Below are 19,371 nucleotides of genomic sequence, written 5' to 3' on the forward strand. Positions count from 1 at the left end.
TCTATGGGGAGTGATGTCCGCTCTATCGTTGTCCGTGAGCGCTCATACTTACGGGAAATGCGATCAATCATGCTGCTCACCCGCTCAATGCCCTGCATATGGAGGTCAATCGCCTGTGCCGCTCAATAAATCGTGTAAGTGATCATTGTTGTTGCGTGACCGCTCTATCCCGACAGTTATCCGCTCTATCGTGGTCCATACCCGCTCATACATACGGGTTAAGCGATCAATCCCGCCACGCAACCGCTCAATGCCCCACATCTCAGTCAAAACAAAAACCCTCCCAATTCACCTCCCATACTCCCAACATAAAATCCCAAAAGCGATAGCCCGTGCGCATTGGCGTTGATAGGCTTTGCTTTGCAATAACGCGGCCTCTGTCTGATTCGACATGAAGCCGCACTCTACTAGAATTGCAGGCATATTCGTGTCACGTAAGACAGCGAAATCGGCCTTTTTCACGCCGCGATCGGGACGCAGGCAAGCAGAGATCAAGGATTTCTGCACGGCAGAAGCGAGCACTGCGGAACTTTTGCTTGCTTGTGGATAAATATAGGTCTCGATTCCTTGTGCGGTGTGCCAGCCGTTGCCGAATGCATTTGCGTGGATTGAGACAAATGCATCTGCTTTCATTCGATTAGCTGAAGTCGTTCGTTCGCTTAAAGGCACGTCACGAGCAGACGCGTGTGTATACTTTACTGTCAGGCCTTCTTTCGTTAAAAACTCTCCGACGAGTGCGGCTACTGCCGCATTAAAATAATACTCGCGAAGCTTTCCATCTGGTGTTCGTTTACCGGGTGTATCTGGGCCGTGACCCGCGTCAAGAATGATTAGTGTCAATTCTGTCCACTCTCCTTTATCCTCTATATAGAGAAGACTTTTGAAAAGGATACAAAAAGGGAATATAGATCAAGAAGTAATCCATTTCTTTTCGTTACCTTCATGTTAAAATAGGTTGGAATGATTTGTACATAAGCACAGGAAATGATGATACGGCAAGAAACTGTCAGAATACGTACATCGTAGCAGAGAGTGAGGGATTTCATGGGTGAATTAACAGTAGAAGATATTATGAATCGTTTCGGATTGGAATTGATTGCTGGACACGAGGGCATTCATAAGCAAGTCCTAATGAGTGATATTTCACGGCCTGGCCTTGAGATGGCTGGTTATTTTGATTATTATCCTGCGGAGCGTGTGCAGTTGATTGGGCGTAAGGAGATGTCCTTCCTTGAAACATTGCCTGCCATTACGCGAAGAAAGCGTTTGGAGCGACTTTGCTCGGTCGATACGCCGGCATTCATTATTGCTCATGGCGAAGAAGGTCCGAAAGAGTTGAGCCAGTTAGCAGAGGAGAAAAACATTCCGGTGCTGCGGACAGATTATAAGACTACGCAGTTCTCAGGCATGCTGACGAATTACTTGGTTGGACAACTCGCTCCGATGACGACTGTTCATGGTGTGCTAGTGGATGTGTATGGTGTCGGAGTATTAATCACGGGTGGTAGCGGAGTAGGGAAAAGTGAAACGGCGTTAGAACTCATTAAAAAAGGGCATAGACTTGTAGCGGATGATTCGGTCGAGATTCGACAAGTATCCGATAATATCTTAATCGGAACGTCACCGAAACTATTGAAACATATGTTGGAAATTCGCGGTGTCGGTATTATCGATTTGATGACGTTGTTTGGTGCAAGTTCCGTGAAAGATGATAAGCGTGTATTGTTAGCGGTCGATTTAGAAATTTGGGATGATAAGAAGCACTATGATCGTCTCGGAATCGATGAAGAGAAAGTAGAAATTCTCGATTCGCAAATTACGAAATTGTCCGTTCCTGTACGACCTGGGCGGAATATCGCAGTCATCATTGAAGTAGCAGCGATGGATTATCGAATGAAGCGTCTTGGAATTAATGCTGCAGAGGAATTTACCAAGCGTTTGGATCAAGCGATCGCAGACAATGCGGAACTATTAGAAGAAGAGGGGCGCGACTAAGTGAATGTTTCCATGCTAGCGATTAACCCCGTCGCGATCAGTATTGGCAGCTTAGAAGTTCGCTGGTACGGTATTTTGATTGCGCTCGGAATTATTTTAGGATTTATGATTGTACAACGAGAAATGCTGAAGCGGGGAATGCATCCGGACTTACTAACGGACATGCTCATTTGGGCGATTCCGATTTCCATTATCAGTGCACGAATTTACTATGTTCTGTTCACGTGGGATTATTATCGTGATCATCCAGACCAAATCATTCAAATTTGGAATGGTGGAATAGCAATCCATGGTGCCTTGATCGGTGCGGTCATTACAGCTGTGATTTTCTGTAAGAAGCGCGGTGTGTCATTTTGGAAAGTGGCAGATATTACAGCACCGGGCTTATTAATTGGACAAATTATCGGACGCTGGGGAAATTTCATGAACCAGGAAGCGCATGGCGGACCGGTTTCAGAAGCGTTTAAAGAAAGTACGATCATTCCTGACTGGATTATGAATCAAATGACGATTGATGGGATCACGTATCATCCGACATTCTTGTATGAGTCGTTATGGAATGTGGTCGGACTCATTTTGATTTTAGTAATCCGAAGAATGCTGAAGATGAAACGTGGAGAAGTTTTCTTATTTTATGTCATCTGGTATTCAATCGGCCGATTCTTTATTGAAGGAATGCGGACGGATAGTCTGTACGTCATCGGCAGTTTACGTGCTGCGCAGTTAGTGTCTGTAGCAGGAGTTGTCATAGGGATCGCCATCTTGTTGTATCGCAGATATATAATGAAAGTGAAAGAGAACTATGATGACAAACAAAAATAATATCGCATTATCTAGTACGTTGAAAAATGGTTTACAAGTGGGATTAAAAACAACGTGGTCGCTCGGTAAAATTATTTTCCCTATTACGTTGCTTGTAACCATTTTGCAGTTTACACCTATCTTACCTTGGCTTGTGCAATTGGTTGAACCTATTATGCATCTTTTTGGCTTGCGCGGTGAAGCAGCTGTGCCCATCGTGCTTGGCAATGCATTAAATTTATATGCTGGAATTGCCGGCATCATTTCATTAGAATTAACGGTTAAAGAAGTATTTATCATTGCTATGATGATCAGTTTTGCGCATAATTTGTTCATTGAGACAGCTGTCGCCATAAAAGTAGGCGTCAAACTTTGGACAGTGCTTGTCGTTCGACTCGGATTGGCTGTGCTGGCTGGAGTTTTGATCAATGTATTTTGGACAGGCGGCAATGAAATCGCGCAATACGGTCTAACGCCACAAGCGGAAGTTGTGCCAGAAGGCTTTGTGCAGATTTTCTTGCTCGGACTTGAAAAGGCGGCATTTGGCGTCTTGCAGCTGGCATTGATTGTTATTCCATTAATGTTGTTTGTGCAGTACGTGAAAGATCGCAATTATTTAGAGCGTTTTTCTAGCGGTTTGGCACCGTTTACAAAACTGATTGGTGTGAAACCCAATGCCTCGATGACACTCGTTGCGGGATTATTGATTGGCCTGGCATACGGTGCAGGCGTCATGATTCAAGCAGTGCAGGAAGATGGCGTCTCGAAACGGGATATTACATTGGCTTTCATATTCTTGATGGCATGCCATGCAGTGATTGAGGATACACTATTATTCTTGCCACTCGGTATACCGATTTGGCCATTATTGATCATTCGGCTTGTAACTGCCATTGTACTGACGATTACAGTGAGTATTCTATGGAAGCAGCCGAGAGAGAAGGGGGAAGCTGTTATTGACTAATCAACCGATTACTACATTATTATTTGATTTTGATGGAACGCTTGCAGATACAAATGAGTTAATACTTTCTTCTTTTGAACATGTCCTTGAGAAGCATTTCCCTGGACGTTTCGGGCGGGAAGAGATGTTGCCGTTTATCGGACCTACATTACATGATACGTTTTCCACGATTGCACCAGATAAGACAGAACAATTGATTGACGAATACCGTGAATGGAACTTGGCTCATCACGATGACTATGTAACTGAATTCGAAGGTGTCACAGATACGCTCCGTAAATTATATGATCTAGGCTTTAAGATGGCGGTCGTTTCTACAAAGAAGCGCGATATGGTAGAAAGAGGGATCGACCTTCTCGATATCGCCCCTTATTTTGAGACAGTGATTGGACTCGATGATATTACGAATCCTAAACCGGATCCTGAGCCGATTGTATTGGCATTAAAACGTCTTGGCCGAGCACCTGAAGAGTCACTGATGATCGGGGATAACTTCCACGATATACTGGGCGGAAAAAATGCAGGAACACGAACTGCAGCTGTTGCATGGGCGTTAAAAGGTGAAGAATATTTGCAGACATTCAAACCTGACTTCATGTTGCAACATATGTCCGACTTACTTAAAATCACTGCGGGAATCAAACTATGAGACGCACAGAGCGGCATCCTTCCAAAGGAGATGCAAATTCACTTTGGCATATTTACCGTACGGTCTCCATTTTTAAAGTAGCTAAGAATTTCATCGTGATTCAAATTGCGCGGTATACGCCATTTGTTTCATGGAAAAACGTCTTGTATCGAGTGTTCTTGCGGATGAAAGTCGGGAAGCATACGGCTTTTGCGCTGATGGTTGTACCGGATGTCATGTTTCCAGAACGAATTTCTGTTGGTGAAAACTCCATAATAGGGTTTAATTCGACGATTTTAGCACATGAATACTTGATAGATGAATACCGTATTGGCGATGTGGAAATAGGCAATAATGTACTGATTGGAGCCAATACAACGATTTTGCCGGGCGTTAAAATAGGCGATGGTGCCATTGTTTCCGCTGCCTCACTCGTCAATAAAGACATTCCTGCCGGTACATTTGCTGGCGGGAATCCAGTACGCATTATATATACAGCCGAACAAATGGCGGAACGTGCAGCACGTGAAAGCAAATGAATGACGGGCTATGTAGTTGTGCTATACTAGAGGATACATTGCAGGGGGACGTCAAGTGCGTTCCTCTTACTTTTTCGGAGGAGTTCGATTGAAAAACAACCAACGATTTTTAAAAGATAAAATTATTTCATTCCTGCCAGACGGTGATTTTTATCGTAAACGCGCGATGCAAGCTATGCAGCGTGAACAATTTTCTGATGCGGAAAAATATTATAAACGTGCACTGGATTTGAATCCAGATGATGCACTGACCCATATGGAATACGGTGTGTTCATCATGGAAGTCGGCCGCTTTGAAGATGCCTATGAGCTTTTGCAAACAGCTGATGATCTAGATCCAAACAATGAAGAGACGACATTCTATTTAGCTGAAGTTCATGCACACCTCGGTCTACTGCGTGAAGCGAAGCAGTATGCATTGAAATATGTGGCTATAGCACCCGATGGCATATTTGTGGAAGAAGCCCATGAAATCTCTGAATTCGCTGATCAGGAAGAAATGTTCGTTGAAGAAGGCGAACAGCTGGATAGTGAAGTAATATTCAGGCAAGAAAAAGCACGTCGCATGATGGAACAAGGAGATTTTGAAGATGCCATTGAAGTGCTAGAGGATTTATTAGTGGATTATCCGAAAACGTGGGCTGTCCATAATAATTTGGCGCTTGCGTATTTTTATATCGGCAAAGAGAAGCATGCGGAAGACATTCTATATGAAGTCTTGCGTGAAGAAAAAGGCAACATCCATGCGCTGTGTAACTTGGCGGTATTCTTTTATTACAACCGGGATGAAGAGCGTTTGAAAAGTATGATGGAGCTGTTGTCGAAGATTAAACCGTATCAATTCGAACAGCGCTATAAATTAGGTGCGACATTTGCGCTGACAGGTCGTTATGAAGAAGCGTATCACTGGCTTCGCAGTCTGCAAAAACGCGGATTCGAAGGAGATGTCGGGTATTACTTCTGGCTAGCGAACGCTGCATATTTTACGGGTCATCGTAAAGTAGCGGAGCAAGCGAATGAAGCGTTACTGAAATTGGATCCTACGAAAGAAGGCTTCGAACCTTGGAAATCACTGGATGAAGAGTTGGATATGGATTCTTACGAAGAGGATGTTCCGTTCTTGATCGAAAAGATTTCAAACCCGTATCGCAGTGAGCGAATGTTCGGCTTGTACTTAGTAGGAAAGTCGTCACATTTACAGGAAATTCTTTCACATCCCGGATATATAGATGTAGAAAAATTGACAGCTGCGGAACAACTGTTTTTAGCGCACAGTTTGAATTATTCATTCAAGGTGACTAATCCATTTGAGAAGGCTTTGAAAAAAGCACTGGCCATTTGTGATTTATTGTATGAAGACTATAAACCGCTTGATGAGCAAGGTGTACAGTTCTTTCAAATGTGGTTCACGCTATGTGAACATGCACTCGAACAGAAGTATACGTTCAGTAATGTGCATGCAATTGCTGCGGCAGCGGATTATATGTTCCAATCTTCACATGACGAAAAAGTGACGAAAAAGTCTGTTGCGGAAAATTACAGCGTATCTGTTGCGACGTTATCCAAGTATATTCAGGAACTTCTTCAATTTCTGCCTTATACAGAAGAATAACTACTTGCAGATGTTGCATTTAAGTTGAAATTCAAGTGTATTTCTCGTACGATTTTATATAGCGATAGTTTTATCTGCCAGTCGGATGAAATCTTTGGTGAGTGAATGAAAGCCAAAGGATGCGTATTTTGAAGGAGGAAAACTACTATGACAACGGAAGAAAAAGTATATGACGTAATTGTCGTTGGGGCAGGACCAGCAGGGATGACAGCAGCTGTCTATACATCACGTGGAAACATGTCCACATTGATGTTAGAAAGAGGCTTGCCAGGCGGTCAAATGGCCAATACAGAAGAAATTGAGAACTATCCAGGATTTGAAAGTATTTTAGGTCCAGATATCTCGACAAAAATGTTCGATCATGCGAAACGTTTCGGAGCTGAATATGCTTATGGAGACGTAACGAAAATCGAAGACGGTCGCGAATTTAAGACGGTTCACGCAGGTGGAAAAAGCTATAAAGCACGTGCAATTATTTTGACTACGGGCGCAGAATACCGCAAGATCGGTGTACCGGGTGAAGAAGAATTGACTGGCCGTGGCGTAAGTTATTGTGCGGTATGTGACGGAGCATTCTTCCGCAATAAAGATATCGTCGTTATTGGTGGCGGTGACTCTGCGGTAGAAGAAGGTTCATATTTAACGCGTTTTGCTAATAAGGTAACTATTATCCACCGTCGTGATACATTGCGTGCACAAAAAATCGTTCAAGAGCGAGCGTTTGCCAATGAAAAGATTGATTTCATTTGGAATTCAACGGTTAAGCAAGTGAATGAAAAAGACGGTAAGATTGGTTCCATAACGCTAGTTTCTACTGAAGACGGTTCTGAACGTGAAATGGAAACTGAAGGTATGTTCGTTTATATCGGATTGGACCCAATCACAGAGCCTTTCAAAGATCTCGGCATTTTGGATGAAAACGGCTATATTGAAACAAATGACATTATGGAAACAAAAATTCCAGGTATCTTTGCTGCAGGCGATGTGCGTGAGAAGTTATTACGTCAAGTCGTAACAGCAACAGGAGATGGAAGTATTGCAGCTCAAGCAGCTCAGAAGTATATCGAAGAGTTGATGGAAGAAGTAGAAGCGAAGGCGTAAAATAGGTTATCAATTTGTAACGTCTATGTAATCGTTTTGCAATAAAAAAGGGGGATAATAGAAAAAGAAAGACACCCCTTTCATAATATAGCAACTTTGTGGCTATTTACGGTACAAACTTCCGTGAATAGTCACCTTTTTTTTTCGTTTTGAATGAAAGCGTTGTATACTATAAATACATACTTGAAAAGTGGGGAACTACATATGCAAAAAATTGCTAATTTGCTCGTGGTAAAAGACGGTCAAGTCCTTTTGCTAAAGAAGCCGAGGCGTGGTTGGTATGTGGCGCCGGGTGGGAAAATCGATGAAGGTGAGTCTATTTATGAAGCCGCTAATCGTGAATTTCTCGAAGAAACCGGTGCGCAAGCGATCTCGCCACATTTAAAAGGCGTATATACTATGATGATCATGGATGATGAAGGAAAAGAATTATTGAATGAATGGTTACTCTTCACATTTGTCGCACACGACTATTCCGGAGAGTTAATGAAAACCACCATCGAAGGTGAACTGGAATGGCATCCGCTAGAAAGTTTGCATACACTACCAATGGCGGAAGGGGATCGCAAGAACTTACTTTTTGCGGTTAGTCAGAAAGGTATGCAGTATGGAACGTTCTATTATACAGAGCAATTCCGCTTCTTGCGGGAATCACTTCAACAATCAATGGAAGGTGACTAACATTTATGGATCAACCACAAGTGGTAAATGAATACGAAGTTGTCATAATTACGGGTATGTCAGGAGCAGGTAAAACAGTCGCCATGCAATGCTTTGAAGACATGGGGTTCTATTGCATAGACAACTTACCACCCGAATTATTTGTAACATTCCTGGATTTGATGATGAAGTCAGATAATCAAATGAGACGTATTGCAGCCGTGATGGATACGCGCGGAGGAAGTTTATTCGACTCCATGATTACTGCACTCGAAGGGTTATTCAAAATGGAAGATGTTAAAACGAGTTTGCTATTCCTCGATTCAGATGACGAAGCACTTGTGAAACGATATAAAGAAACGCGTAGGTCACATCCATTATCTGAAGGTGGCACGTTACTCGAAGGTATTCGCAAAGAGCGTCTTTTATTAACAGAAATAAAAGGACTATCCCGTTCGATTATCGACACATCCAAATTAAAGCCTAAGCAATTACGAGAAAAAATCACACGCGAATTTTCTGAAGCTGGCGAGCCGAACTTCACCTTAAATTTTGTCTCATTCGGATTTAAACATGGGATGCCGATTGATGCAGACGTAGTGTTCGACGTACGGTTTTTACCGAACCCGTTTTATTTGGAAGAATTACGTCCATTGACAGGTTTGAATCGTGAAGTGTCAGATTACGTATTGAAATGGTCGGACACGAAAGAATTAATCGAAAAACTAACCGATTTATTCAAATTCTTGATTCCGCAGTATAAACAAGAAGGAAAAGGTCAAGCAGTCATTGCGTTCGGTTGTACAGGTGGTCAACACCGCTCTGTTACACTTGCTGAATACTTTACAAGTGTGTTTAAAGGCGACTACCCGACCTATGTATCACATCGGGATGTTGAAAAAAGAAAGGGTTGACATGAATATGCAATCCACTACGATGAAAAGAGTTGTTGTGTTCGGTGGCGGCACAGGATTATCCAATATCCTTCGCGGTTTAAAACGCTACCCAATTGAACTGACAGCGATTGTTACGGTGGCGGATGACGGGGGAAGTTCAGGCCGTTTACTCGACCAGTATAACGTCCCGCCACCTGGAGATATAAGACAGGTTATGGCAGCGCTTTCAGATGTGGAGCCGATGATTGAGAAAATGTTCCAGCATCGATTTGAGGGAACGGATGGTTTGAAGGGACATTCTCTTGGTAATTTAATGCTTACAGCCCTAACGACTATCACGGGTGATTTCGCACGTGCAGTCGAGCAGATGGGCGTTGTTCTGAATATTAAAGGAACAGTATTACCTGCAGCAAATCAGCGAATTACCTTGCATGCCGAGCTCGAAGATGGTTCAATCATTACAGGTGAATCGAAAATTCCTCTCTATGGAAGGAAGATCCGTAACGTTTTTATCACGCCTCAAGATGTAAAACCTTTGCCGGAAACAGCCGATACGATAAAAAATGCAGATTTAATCGTATTTGGGCCGGGAAGCTTGTATACTAGTACTTTGCCAACACTTTTAGTGCAGGATATCCGCGAAGCAATTCTCGAAAGTACTGCAAAAAAGGTCTATGTTGGTAATTTAACGACGCAACGTGGCGAAACTTATCGTTATACTGCTTCTGAGCATGTTCAGGCGCTCTATGATCACGCGGGAGAACCTTTTCTTGATGCAGTACTAGTGAATAATGCAGAAGCGTTCAGACGTACGTATAACCTGAATGAAAATGAAGAGCCTTGGCTTGTAGAGAACGACTTAGAAATACTGCAATCACTAGTGTCTGAAGTATTTGTGCAGGAGATCGCGACAATATTAGATGGAACGATTATGCATAAAACGATGGAAGTATCAGATATGTTGATGCGTTATATAGAGAGAACGTAGAAGGCGGATAGATATGAAGATCGCCGAAGAGGGGGAATATCATGTCTTTTGCATCCAAAACGAAAAAAGAATTGACGCAGATTGAGGCGGATGACTGCTGTACGAAATCAGAAATTGCGGCATTCATCCGTATGAATGGTGTCATGTCTTTTTCTAATAAACAACTAAGTCTTGACGTTCAAACAGAAAATGCATCTATTGCGCGTCGTCTGTATTCGAACATGAAGGCGTTGTATCCATATAAAGTGGAATTGCTGGTACGAAAAAAAATGCGCTTAAAGAAAAATAATGTCTATATTTGCCGAATCCGTGATGGGGCTAAGCACTTATTGGAAGAGTTATCGATCATGACGCATGATTTCCAAATGATCAATACGATCGATCCACAGTTAATTGAAAAAGATTGCTGTGCACGCGCATACTTACGGGGAGCTTTCCTGGCAGGAGGTTCCGTGAATAATCCGGAGACGTCTTCTTATCATTTGGAAGTCTTCTCGAGCTATCAAGAACATAGTCAATCACTTGTTGAGTTGATGAACCATTTCCATTTGAACGCGAAATCAATTGAACGGAAAAAAGGATTTATTGCGTATCTTAAAGAAGCAGAAAAAATATCCGATTTTCTTGGCATCATTGGTGCGCATGTATCTCTTATGAAATTTGAGGATGTGCGGATCATGCGTGATATGCGCAACAGTGTAAATCGGCTAGTCAATTGTGAAACGGCCAATCTGAATAAGACGATCGGTGCAGCACAAAGACAAGTTGAAAATATTAAGTTGATTGAACGCACGATTGGTTTAGATCAATTACCAGAACGTCTGCAAGAGATTGCTCAATTACGTGTCACGCACCAAGATGTGACGCTAAAGGAGTTAGGCGAGCTGGTGACGGGTGCACCGGTCAGTAAATCAGGTGTCAATCATCGTTTGCGTAAGATTGAAGAAATCGCAGATCGATTACGTTAAATTACTAGTAGATCCTTCATGAGAAGAGGAAGAAAAGGAGCACACAATATGGTAGAAAAAACAATTACAGTAGGGATTAAACCCGGTTTACAAGCGAGGCAGGCAGCGTTATTTGTACAGGAGGCCAATAAGTATTCGGCTGATATTTATTTGAAGAAGGATAGTCGTCAGGTGAATGCGAAGAGCATCATGGGGATTATGAGTTTGGCGATTGCGAAGGGTACGGAGATCACGTTGATTACGGACGGGATTGATGAGGAGTTAGCTCTTCAGAATTTGGCTGATTTAGTGGAAGATGAGCAATGAGTTGGATATGGGTGGCGATGACCTTTTGAGGTTTCGTCATCTTTTTTTGTCTTCTAAAATGAAAGGGGAGAGGGAGCCGTTGATCTGCGTTCCAGGCGGACGCTTTCCTGCGGGCATGGCTTGAGCCTCCTCGTCCGCTTCGCTACCTGCGGGGTCTCAAGGCTCATGCTATTCCCGCGGGAGTCGCCGCCTGAAACGCAGATCAACTATTGTCTCTTTCTGGAGTTAGAGTGCTGATTCATTTGTGTTGTAAAGATTACACCAAAATCAACCCCAACCCCAACCCCAACCCCAAATAAAAATACAAAATAAAAAGGTTGTCGCGGAAGGCCTTTTGGCTTTCTGCGACAACCTGTGGTATTTATTTCTTTTCGATGTCGCTGCGTTCTAGAACGTGGTCGATTAGACCGTATTCTTTAGCGCGTTCGGCAGTCATGAAGTTATCGCGGTCTGTGTCTTTTGCGATGACGTCGATTGGCTGGCCCGTGCGATCGGATAGGATTTGGTTTAGTTTTTCACGTAGGTGCAAGATGCGTTTTGCGGCGATTTCGATTTCAGTTGCCTGACCTTGTGCGCCACCTAGTGGTTGGTGAATCATTACTTCTGCGTTTGGCAGAGCGTAACGTTTACCTTCTGTACCAGCTGTTAGCAAGAATGCACCCATAGATGCTGCCATTCCTACACAGATTGTGCGGATGTCTGGTTTGATGTATTGCATTGTATCGTAGATTGCCATACCTGCTGTGATGCTTCCACCTGGGCTGTTGATATAAATGGAGATATCTTTCTCTGGATCTTCAGCTTCCAAGAATAGCAGTTGTGCCACGATGGAGTTTGCTACGTTGTCGTCAATACCGCTCCCCAACATGATAATACGGTCTTTCAATAGACGAGAGTAGATGTCGTACGCTCGCTCACCACGGTTTGTTTGTTCAATAACTGTAGGAATTAGATTCAATTAGACTTCCTCCTTTAATTACTTCATAATATTCGTTCGGTTGAAATCATTTCGTATTTCAACTATAACTGTATTTTACCTATTAAGGTCAACAAAGGTCAAATCATTTGCCTTAAAAATACACATTGCTTTTCATTATATTCTACGATATAATGGAAGATGTCTCTTACAGAAGAAAAGCTTTTTTCTGTAGTGGAGTAATTATAGTTAAAGTTTGATACTACACGTTTAGTCCTCGTGGTGCAATGGATAGCACGTGAGCCTCCGAAGCTCAAAATGTGGGTTCGACTCCCGCCGAGGGCATCAAGGTTCTATCTAAACAACGGTTGTTTGCCATGGTCCAATTGGATCGTGCAGACAATCGTTGTTTTTTTTATGCCGTTGGAAACATATAAATAGAACACACTTGATGAGAGAACATGTAAGTAATCTCATTGAGTGTGTTCTTTTTTAATTCGTTATATTCATTTTGTTTACTTTTTCCTATGGATAAATCATCGATAGAAATTGAGAACCAAAGTAATACTCCGTAGATCAGCGTACATGTTTGTGAGAGTTCGCTAGTATCTAAAAAGGGGGAAGTGCCAATCCTTGGCCTTCCTTACTTTCAAGAAACCGAAAGCCACCACCATAACACCGTCAACGTAATTAGAAGCGTAGGCACAGTCAATACGATACCTACCTTGAAATAATAGCCCCATGAAATACGCACGCCTTTTAACGATAGCACATGTAACCAAAGCAACGTCGCTAGTGAGCCGATGGGTGTCATCTTCGGTCCTAGATCTGAGCCGATGACGTTCGCATAGATTAGCGCTTCTCGCACATCAGGCGGAACCGCGGCATCTTGGATTGCGAGCGCGTCGATCATGACAGTCGGCATATTATTCATAATCGACGATAGGATCGCTGCGATGAAGCCCATGCTAATCGTTGCAGCATACAAGCCATGGCTCGATGTCCACTCGATCAAACCTGTCAGTACAGACGTCAATCCTGCATTGCGCAATCCATAGACAACTACGTACATCCCGATAGAAAAGAACACAATAGCCCAGGGTGCGCCTTTGATTACCGTTTTAGTCTGCACCGCTTCGCTTGTCCTTGCGATCAGCAAGAATATGATCGCAATGGAACCTGCGATAAAGGAGACTGGTAAACCTAGTGATTCGCTAATGAAGTAGCCGAACAATAATACGCCGAGTACTACCCAGGAAATACGGAATAGTTTATGGTCACGTATCGCACTGGCAGGTGTACGTAGCAATTTCTCATCAAAACGTTTCGGTATCGATTTGCGGAAGTACAAATACAGCACGACAATACTTGCGCCAAGACTGAAGAAGTTCGGAATGATCATACGGCTTGCGTATTCAGCGAAGCCGATGCCGAAGAAGTCAGCAGAGACGATGTTCACGAGATTGCTGACGACAAATGGCAGGGAAGTAGTGTCCGCAATGAATCCCGACGCCATGACGAAGGGTAAGATCATTTTCTCTTTGAAATTAAGCGCACGCACCATCGCGAGAACTATGGGCGTGAGTATTAATGCGGCTCCATCATTCGCGAATAAAGCCGATACACCGGCACCAAGCAGGATGATTAGTAAAAACATCCGCACGCCGCTTCCTTTGGCAAAACGCGCCATATGTAATGCAGACCATTCGAAAAATCCGATTTCATCGAGGATTAAGGAAATGATGATCAGTGCAACAAACGTTAATGTAGCATTCCATACGATAGACGTTACATCGATGACATCAGTAAAGCTGACGACACCAAAAAGTAAGGCGAGAACCGCACCAGCGATAGCGGACCAGCCGATGGATAAGTTACGCGGTTGCCAAATAACCAAGACCAACGTGAGTAGAAATATAGTAGCAGCTAGTATTATTTGCATCGATTCTCCTCCTGACTACATGTAATAGTAGGAACCGGTAATAACTTCAATAATTCTTGTAGTAACAAGTAGTGGGGATGGGAATCATTTAATGACCAAAACACCCAACGTCCACGTCGTTCATTCAGCACAATTTCATCACTCTTTAGTCTGTGCATATGCTGGCTAATTGCAGGTTGTGATACGTCTAGTAAAGTATTCAAATCACAAATGCATAAAGGCTTTTGCTCCAATGCCTTCAATAATTGCAATCGGGATTGATCGCCAATCGTTTTTAAGAAACGTTCCATTTGTTTAGGATTCATAAAATACTCCTTTGTTTTTTAGTATCTATAGCATATAAGCTAAGACTTATATATTCAATACTTTTATACAAACAAAAAGGAAGCCACAAGGGGAGTGTGGCTTCCTTTTTATCTCGAGTGGGTTGACCGAGTTACTTATCGTTCTTTGCTCAACTCATCATGAATGAGATCCATATTGTAGCTCAAGTATTTTACATACGTATCAATCTCGTCACCAGGATTACCAATTTCGTCAGAGTAAATCGGCTTTTCGGCAATTGGAACGCCGGTCTCTGCAGAAACAGTTTCCATTGGGCGAGTGTCTACGTTGGATTCTACAAATAACACAGGAACTTTGTGCTCTTTGATATAGTTAATGAGTTCTTTAATTTGTTTAGGAGAACCATTCTCTTCTGTATCGATTTCCCAGATAAACGCTTCTTTTAAGCCGTAGTGATCATTCAAGTACTGGAATGCACGTTCACTTGTTACGAGTACACGGTTTTCTTCAGGTATTGTAGAAATACGCTCTGCGAATTCATCATCCAATTCTTGAAGACGTTTTACGTATTCGTCACCTTGCGCTTGAATTTTTTCGCTCTCTGTCGGGTGCTTTTCAATCAATACGTCGCGCATAGCTTCTGCCATCTTGACACCAACCGCTGGATCGATAAACGCGTGTGGATTAATTTCCTCATCAGTGCCGTCTTCTCCACCGATATACTTCGGTCCTACATCTTCAGTCAAGCTGAAAATATTTTCGTCCTTCTGACCGACGGAATCCATCATTTTGAAGAACCAGCCTTTTTCTCCGCCTTCTAGGTTTAAACCGTTGTAGAATAATACGTCAGCATCTGTTGCCGCTTTGATATCATTCGGCAATGGCTCATATTCGTGAGGGTCCGTTCCAGTTGGTACTAAGTTATATACGTCAACGTAGTCCCCACCGATTTCACGTGCCATATCCGCAATGATAGTAAATGACGTAACGACTTTCAGCTTGTCGCCTGTTTCCGCTACTTTGTCTCCGTCGTCCGTACCTTCTGTCTTTTTGCCTTCATCATCATTACCGCATGCCGCTAACATAAATACAGCGAGCAATGACAACGTTAGCCACTTTGCTAAGTTCTTCATGTAATACACTCTACTCCTTTATGGATATTAAATTTATTTTACCGCCGTGGCGGTTGGATCCTTACTCGGTTGCGCCTGTCATTGATTTACGTTTGAATTTCTTCCGGAACATACCGACCACAACACCTTGTTTAGGTGAGAATAAAAATGCCAGGACGAAAATGGCTGTCGCGGCTAAGGCGATCACGGGTCCAGATGGCATGTTGTACAAGAAACTGAAATACAATCCAGTGATGGAAGACACGGCACCGAAAAATGCTGCCAATACGACCATGATGGATAGGCGATTCGTTAATAGATACGCCGTAGAAGCGGGTGTAATCAATAAAGAGACAACAAGAATTACTCCAACAGTTTGTAATGAAGCAACTGTAACCAACGTTAATAAAAACATAATCGCGTAATGAATTAAACGCGTTTTCAAACCGTATGCTGCGGCCATCGTCTCGTCAAAACTAGAAACGAGAAGTTCTTTAAAGAACAACACGACTACTAAAATGACAATGGCACCAATGATCAATGTCAGCCACATATCAGAACTACGGACAGATAACACGTTACCGAATAAAATCTGCGTTAAGTCCGTCGCGCTTTTGGCTTGTGTGATTAAAATAATCCCGAGAGCAAAAAATGCTGAAAAGACAATCCCGATAGAGGAGTCATTCTTGATTCGACTATTTTGAGATATGGCACCGATGCTGAATGCGGTAAGAACACCCGTAAACACGGCACCATAGAAATAACTAATTCCAAGCATATAAGAAATGGCAACACCCGGTAGAACCGCGTGGGAAATCGCATCACCCATCAAAGCCATACCTCGAAGAACGATGAAACTACCAATGACTCCACAAATGATGCCGACCATGATCGACGTAATCAATGCTTTCTGTAAGAAACCGTACGTCATTAAGTCTTGAATAAACTCCATTACATAGAAACCTCCAAGCCGTCGATCATAAATTCACGGTTATATGCTTTCGCCATATTGTCTGACTGGAACACTTTACTAGTAGGACCTGCATCAATTAACTCTTTATTAATGAGGACCAACCCATCAAAATACTTTTTCACTTTAGACAAATCATGGTGAACAACGAAAATCACTTTGCCGGCCTCTCGCATTTCGCGCAAGATTCCAATAATGATTTCTTCACTGGATACGTCAATTCCGACAAATGGTTCGTCAAGAAAGAAATAGTCCGCCTTTTGGGCTAGTGCGCGTGCAAGGAATACCCGTTGTTGCTGGCCGCCCGACAATTCACCAATTTGGCGATTTGCGAAACCTTCCATTCCTACTTGCTTTAAACACTCCATTGCCCATTCTTTATCTGCTTTACGCGGACGTCTTAGCAAACCAATTTTTGGATACGTTCCTAGTAAAACCGTATCTTTCACAATGATCGGGAAGTTCCAGTCGATATTGGAACGCTGAGGAACATAAGCGATTTGCTTACGCATGGAATCCACCGTCTTGCTACCGATTTTTACATCTCCCTGATCTTTATGGATTAGACCAAGCATAGCTTTCATCAATGTAGATTTACCCGCACCATTTGGCCCGAGAACACCAATCAAACTACCAGATCCAAATGAAAACGAAACGTCTTTTACGACTTCATTGCCGTCATACGAAACACTTATATTGCTGACCGTTATCGGATCTATCATCCAGTTTCCTCCTCTTTTCTTTCCCTAGTGCAACTTTCAGATAAAAGGAATACAACTTTTATTTTACTCAAGAAGCAGTATAGTTTTTTTATAAGTAATAATATAAAACAATAGTTTCCCTTATGCAACTCTAATGCATGATTGGTACTATATTGTTTCCTTCGTGCAACATTTATTAGTATAACTTACTCAAAAATATCTGTAAAGCGGTAATTGAAAATATATTCTTGCAGATTTCCTCAAGAAGCACATGTATTTGAATAGATGCGTCATATTGTATGTAGTTTATGCTTATATATAGGAAGTAAACTGGACATAAACCCAATGACTCACTTTAAAAATATTGCAACTGGAAGTTTGGTGAGTGAAAGAAGTAGGGTAAGTACATACTAATGAGATGATGAGAGGAGTAGTGATGTATGAAGAAAGTAGCTGGCCCGCTTATAGCCATCATAGTGTTAGTAGTAATCGCAGCGATTATGATCGTTCCTTCTTACAACAAATTAGTCAACCTAGAAGAAGACGTCGACCAGTCGTATGCGCAGATTGAAACGCAATTACAACGTAGAGTAGATTTAATCCCGAACCTAGTCAATACAGTGAAAGGGTATGCCTCACATGAAAAAGAGGTGCTTGAAAACATTGCCAACGCACGTAGTAAAATGGCCGGGGCACAAGGTCCTGAAGAACAAGCAGCCGCAGATTCAGAACTATCGAGCGCATTAAGTCGTTTACTAGTCGTTGTAGAAAACTATCCTGACTTAAAAGCAAATCAAAACTTCCAACAATTAATGGATGAGTTAGCAGGTACGGAAAATCGTATCGCGGTTGCACGCAAAGATTATAACGACGTCGTGTCGGTCTTTAATAGAACCGTTAAACGATTCCCAGGTAAAATCGTTGCTTCGATCTTCGGATTCGATGAAAAAGAATACTTCAAAGCGGTCGAAGGGGCGCAACAACCGCCATCAGTCGATTTTGGGGATGACGCGAAGTGATCAACCGCATCTGCATGTTCTTCGTAGCACTACTAGTGGCCCTTACTGGTACTACGACCGTTCATGCGATTACAGAAGTAGTAGTGGACGATGCGGACATTTTATCACCCGAGCAAGAAGCAGAGATAGAAGAGTATGGCATTCGCTTGCAAGCAGCAACGAAAGCCGAACTCGCTGTTCGTACAGTATATTCCCTAGAAGGCGAGTCGGTTGAGGAATACGCATTACGCTTGCTCCGTGAATTGCAATTAGGCGATAAAGAAATGGACAACGGCGCATTACTCGTCGTTTCCACAGAAAAAAATGAAGCTGCAGGTATTGAGCGGAAGTTTTATTTAACGACCGGCTACGGTTTGGAAGGAGCACTTCCTGACGGTAAAGTGGGACGTTATATTGATGAACTAGCGATGCCGTATTTAAGGCAAGAACAACCAGACCTCGCGATTATGGAAGCATACAAAGCTTTTTATAATGAAATAGCCGCGGAATACGGACTCGAAGGCGATGAGTTGCCAGTCGTATACCCTGAGCAAGGTGAAGAAGACGTAGGCATGCCATCGATTATTTTCGTGATCATCGTTCTCTATATTCTCTTCCGCATCTTTTTCGGCGGTGGAGGAAGAGGCGGTGGCGGCGGTCCAGGTGGTCGATCTAGTGTCGGCCCGATATTCTTCCCTGGCTCCGGTGGCGGTGGCTTCGGAGGTGGAAGTGGCGGCGGGGGCTTTGGTGGCTTCGGCGGCGGTGGTTCCGGTGGTGGTGGCGGAGCAGGCCGAAGTTGGTAATAGCTTACTCCGCTGGAAGTGACGATGACTCGAATTTTGAGTTATCGTCACTTTTTTGTGTGCGCCCTGCATGGGCGAATACTCGGTGGTGAAAGTCCACTACAGGCTTGGCAGTAGGAACTGTTAGCGAATGACAAGGTGGCTATCGTGAGGTAGTGGCTGAAGGAAGTCGGACGCAAACTCCTG

22 protein-coding genes and 1 tRNA gene are annotated in these 19,371 nt (G+C 43.0%); 15 read left to right on the plus strand and 8 right to left on the minus strand.

Features of this window, described 5'->3' with window-relative positions; translation table 11 throughout:
* Positions 1-105: 105 nt before the first annotated feature.
* Together CSV72_RS16820 and CSV72_RS15810 are read right to left on the minus strand one after the other, a co-directional pair.
* Positions 106-270, minus strand: coding sequence for a hypothetical protein (locus CSV72_RS16820; RefSeq protein ID WP_158232247.1), 165 nt, complete (start codon positions 268-270; stop codon positions 106-108).
* 18 nt (positions 271-288) lie between these two features.
* On the minus strand, positions 289-840 hold the full coding sequence (locus CSV72_RS15810; protein ID WP_099679149.1) for an N-acetylmuramoyl-L-alanine amidase: 552 nt from the start codon (positions 838-840) through the stop codon (positions 289-291).
* A 204-nt stretch (positions 841-1,044) separates the two neighbouring features.
* On the opposite strand from CSV72_RS15810, the gene hprK reads away from it, so the two are divergent.
* From hprK to CSV72_RS15870, 12 genes are all read left to right on the plus strand, one after another.
* On the plus strand, positions 1,045-1,995 hold the full coding sequence (gene hprK / locus CSV72_RS15815; RefSeq protein WP_099635199.1) for an HPr(Ser) kinase/phosphatase: 951 nt from the start codon (positions 1,045-1,047) through the stop codon (positions 1,993-1,995).
* Positions 1,996-2,817: a prolipoprotein diacylglyceryl transferase gene (gene lgt / locus CSV72_RS15820; RefSeq protein ID WP_233190477.1), complete on the plus strand. Its 822-nt coding sequence runs from the start codon at positions 1,996-1,998 to the stop codon at positions 2,815-2,817.
* On the plus strand, positions 2,801-3,760 hold the full coding sequence (locus tag CSV72_RS15825) for a nucleoside recognition domain-containing protein (protein ID WP_099635198.1): 960 nt from the start codon (positions 2,801-2,803) through the stop codon (positions 3,758-3,760). The genes lgt and CSV72_RS15825 overlap by 17 nt, the downstream gene beginning before the upstream one ends.
* The gene (ppaX, locus tag CSV72_RS15830; RefSeq protein WP_099679150.1) at positions 3,753-4,409 is read left to right on the plus strand and encodes a pyrophosphatase PpaX; all 657 of its coding nucleotides are present in this window, start codon (positions 3,753-3,755) and stop codon (positions 4,407-4,409) included. Before CSV72_RS15825 ends, ppaX begins: the two co-directional genes overlap by 8 nt.
* Positions 4,406-4,927 (plus strand): acyltransferase, encoded by a 522-nt coding sequence (locus tag CSV72_RS15835; protein WP_099635196.1) that lies wholly within the window; start codon positions 4,406-4,408, stop codon positions 4,925-4,927. Before ppaX ends, CSV72_RS15835 begins: the two co-directional genes overlap by 4 nt.
* Before the next feature lie 88 nt (positions 4,928-5,015).
* On the plus strand, positions 5,016-6,539 hold the full coding sequence (locus CSV72_RS15840; RefSeq protein WP_099679152.1) for a tetratricopeptide repeat protein: 1,524 nt from the start codon (positions 5,016-5,018) through the stop codon (positions 6,537-6,539).
* Positions 6,540-6,686: 147 nt separating this feature from the next.
* Positions 6,687-7,640: a thioredoxin-disulfide reductase gene (gene trxB / locus CSV72_RS15845; protein ID WP_099635195.1), complete on the plus strand. Its 954-nt coding sequence runs from the start codon at positions 6,687-6,689 to the stop codon at positions 7,638-7,640.
* 204 nt (positions 7,641-7,844) lie between these two features.
* Complete coding sequence (locus tag CSV72_RS15850) at positions 7,845-8,321, plus strand: 8-oxo-dGTP diphosphatase (RefSeq protein WP_099662450.1); 477 nt, start codon at positions 7,845-7,847, stop codon at positions 8,319-8,321.
* Positions 8,322-8,326: 5 nt separating this feature from the next.
* Positions 8,327-9,214 carry an RNase adapter RapZ gene (rapZ, locus tag CSV72_RS15855; RefSeq protein ID WP_099635193.1) on the plus strand — a complete coding sequence of 296 codons (888 nt, stop codon included), beginning with the start codon at positions 8,327-8,329 and terminating at the stop codon, positions 9,212-9,214.
* 22 nt (positions 9,215-9,236) lie between these two features.
* Positions 9,237-10,184 (plus strand): gluconeogenesis factor YvcK family protein, encoded by a 948-nt coding sequence (locus tag CSV72_RS15860; protein ID WP_099635203.1) that lies wholly within the window; start codon positions 9,237-9,239, stop codon positions 10,182-10,184.
* 41 nt (positions 10,185-10,225) lie between these two features.
* On the plus strand, positions 10,226-11,152 hold the full coding sequence (whiA, locus tag CSV72_RS15865; RefSeq protein WP_099635192.1) for a DNA-binding protein WhiA: 927 nt from the start codon (positions 10,226-10,228) through the stop codon (positions 11,150-11,152).
* Between the two features lie 48 nt (positions 11,153-11,200).
* Complete coding sequence (locus CSV72_RS15870; RefSeq protein WP_099635191.1) at positions 11,201-11,458, plus strand: HPr family phosphocarrier protein; 258 nt, start codon at positions 11,201-11,203, stop codon at positions 11,456-11,458.
* A 361-nt stretch (positions 11,459-11,819) separates the two neighbouring features.
* Here the strand turns inward: CSV72_RS15870 and clpP are convergent, their stop codons facing one another.
* Positions 11,820-12,416, minus strand: coding sequence for an ATP-dependent Clp endopeptidase proteolytic subunit ClpP (clpP, locus tag CSV72_RS15875; RefSeq protein ID WP_099635190.1), 597 nt, complete (start codon positions 12,414-12,416; stop codon positions 11,820-11,822).
* Positions 12,417-12,647: 231 nt separating this feature from the next.
* On the opposite strand from clpP, the gene CSV72_RS15880 reads away from it, so the two are divergent.
* Positions 12,648-12,719: transfer RNA gene (locus CSV72_RS15880), tRNA-Arg, on the plus strand.
* Between the two features lie 304 nt (positions 12,720-13,023).
* Here CSV72_RS15880 and CSV72_RS15885 read toward each other — a convergent pair.
* From CSV72_RS15885 to CSV72_RS15905, 5 genes are all read right to left on the minus strand, one after another.
* Positions 13,024-14,316, minus strand: a complete 1,293-nt coding sequence (locus CSV72_RS15885) for an arsenic transporter (protein WP_099679151.1) — start codon at positions 14,314-14,316, stop codon at positions 13,024-13,026.
* Positions 14,307-14,621, minus strand: a complete 315-nt coding sequence (locus CSV72_RS15890) for an ArsR/SmtB family transcription factor (RefSeq protein ID WP_099662446.1) — start codon at positions 14,619-14,621, stop codon at positions 14,307-14,309. Before CSV72_RS15890 ends, CSV72_RS15885 begins: the two co-directional genes overlap by 10 nt.
* A 135-nt stretch (positions 14,622-14,756) precedes the next feature.
* On the minus strand, positions 14,757-15,734 hold the full coding sequence (locus CSV72_RS15895; RefSeq protein WP_199168559.1) for a metal ABC transporter solute-binding protein, Zn/Mn family: 978 nt from the start codon (positions 15,732-15,734) through the stop codon (positions 14,757-14,759).
* A gap of 61 nt (positions 15,735-15,795) precedes the next feature.
* Positions 15,796-16,665, minus strand: coding sequence for a metal ABC transporter permease (locus CSV72_RS15900; RefSeq protein ID WP_099662444.1), 870 nt, complete (start codon positions 16,663-16,665; stop codon positions 15,796-15,798).
* Complete coding sequence (locus CSV72_RS15905; RefSeq protein WP_099635184.1) at positions 16,665-17,405, minus strand: metal ABC transporter ATP-binding protein; 741 nt, start codon at positions 17,403-17,405, stop codon at positions 16,665-16,667. The genes CSV72_RS15900 and CSV72_RS15905 overlap by 1 nt, the downstream gene beginning before the upstream one ends.
* A gap of 419 nt (positions 17,406-17,824) precedes the next feature.
* On the opposite strand from CSV72_RS15905, the gene CSV72_RS15910 reads away from it, so the two are divergent.
* Both CSV72_RS15910 and CSV72_RS15915 read left to right on the plus strand, forming a co-directional pair.
* Positions 17,825-18,403, plus strand: a complete 579-nt coding sequence (locus CSV72_RS15910) for a LemA family protein (protein WP_099635183.1) — start codon at positions 17,825-17,827, stop codon at positions 18,401-18,403.
* 14 nt (positions 18,404-18,417) lie between these two features.
* Positions 18,418-19,185: a TPM domain-containing protein gene (locus CSV72_RS15915; RefSeq protein ID WP_158232248.1), complete on the plus strand. Its 768-nt coding sequence runs from the start codon at positions 18,418-18,420 to the stop codon at positions 19,183-19,185.
* Positions 19,186-19,371: the final 186 nt, after the last annotated feature.

The sequence above is a fragment of the Sporosarcina sp. P20a genome (assembly GCF_002743175.1).
Taxonomy (GTDB): domain Bacteria; phylum Bacillota; class Bacilli; order Bacillales_A; family Planococcaceae; genus Sporosarcina.

Bases quoted from the DNA above. Each gene is read 5' to 3' on its own strand.
- CSV72_RS15860 (WP_099635203.1), top strand. From the start codon at position 9,237: ATGAAAAGAGTTGTTGTGTTCGGTGGCGGCACAGGATTATCCAATATC.
- CSV72_RS15910 (WP_099635183.1), top strand. From the start codon at position 17,825: ATGAAGAAAGTAGCTGGCCCGCTTATAGCCATCATAGTGTTAGTAGTA.
- CSV72_RS15885 (WP_099679151.1), bottom strand. From the start codon at position 14,316: ATGCAAATAATACTAGCTGCTACTATATTTCTACTCACGTTGGTCTTG.
- CSV72_RS15850 (WP_099662450.1), top strand. From the start codon at position 7,845: ATGCAAAAAATTGCTAATTTGCTCGTGGTAAAAGACGGTCAAGTCCTT.
- trxB (WP_099635195.1), top strand. From the start codon at position 6,687: ATGACAACGGAAGAAAAAGTATATGACGTAATTGTCGTTGGGGCAGGA.
- CSV72_RS15900 (WP_099662444.1), bottom strand. From the start codon at position 16,665: ATGGAGTTTATTCAAGACTTAATGACGTACGGTTTCTTACAGAAAGCA.
- CSV72_RS15890 (WP_099662446.1), bottom strand. From the start codon at position 14,621: ATGAATCCTAAACAAATGGAACGTTTCTTAAAAACGATTGGCGATCAA.
- CSV72_RS15905 (WP_099635184.1), bottom strand. From the start codon at position 17,405: ATGATAGATCCGATAACGGTCAGCAATATAAGTGTTTCGTATGACGGC.
- hprK (WP_099635199.1), top strand. From the start codon at position 1,045: ATGGGTGAATTAACAGTAGAAGATATTATGAATCGTTTCGGATTGGAA.
- whiA (WP_099635192.1), top strand. From the start codon at position 10,226: ATGTCTTTTGCATCCAAAACGAAAAAAGAATTGACGCAGATTGAGGCG.
- rapZ (WP_099635193.1), top strand. From the start codon at position 8,327: ATGGATCAACCACAAGTGGTAAATGAATACGAAGTTGTCATAATTACG.
- CSV72_RS15895 (WP_199168559.1), bottom strand. From the start codon at position 15,734: ATGAAGAACTTAGCAAAGTGGCTAACGTTGTCATTGCTCGCTGTATTT.
- CSV72_RS15870 (WP_099635191.1), top strand. From the start codon at position 11,201: ATGGTAGAAAAAACAATTACAGTAGGGATTAAACCCGGTTTACAAGCG.
- CSV72_RS15825 (WP_099635198.1), top strand. From the start codon at position 2,801: ATGACAAACAAAAATAATATCGCATTATCTAGTACGTTGAAAAATGGT.
- CSV72_RS15835 (WP_099635196.1), top strand. From the start codon at position 4,406: ATGAGACGCACAGAGCGGCATCCTTCCAAAGGAGATGCAAATTCACTT.
- CSV72_RS15915 (WP_158232248.1), top strand. From the start codon at position 18,418: ATGTTCTTCGTAGCACTACTAGTGGCCCTTACTGGTACTACGACCGTT.